1 protein-coding gene is annotated in these 506 nt (G+C 31.8%); it reads left to right on the top strand.

Annotated features, from left to right (window positions below):
- On the top strand, window positions 1-506 hold a 506-nt coding region (locus tag AC1DRQ_RS32095), incomplete at both ends, for a hypothetical protein (RefSeq protein WP_477430300.1).

Below are 506 nucleotides of genomic sequence, written 5' to 3'. Positions count from 1 at the left end.
ATCTACCGCTGATTATTCAACTAAGTTAGTTGAGGTTGTTAAGAAAATAGAAAATAGTATTCTTCAATCCCATAGTGCTACACGTTTACTTTTTGGTGTTGAAACTGAAGGTTCATTAGGTGGTAATGGTGCTGAGTTAGAAATTCAATTTGAATTATTCAAACAGACTTGGGTTAAGCAAACCAGAAATGTAATTGAATCAGGATTAAATAGATTATTTTCTGATGCACAGTTACCCGTAATCGAATTTAAAGATAAATCTTCTTTGTTCTCAACAACACTGGAAACTACAACCAGAGAGAAAGTTTATACTATAAATGAGTTAAGAAAAATTGATGGTTTACAACCTTTACCAGATGGTGATAAATTGTTAACCCCTATTGCTTCAGGCAATACATTTAATATTCAACCCAACAGGTTTTCAAATGATGTTTCAACTATTGGTAAGGTATTAACTGATTCTGATTTTGAACTGGTGAAACATATTGGTTTAAAACGCTCTGAAT

The organism is Mucilaginibacter sp. P4_E8, assembly GCF_056401495.1.
This window is presented reverse-complemented; position numbering and strand designations above follow the sequence as displayed.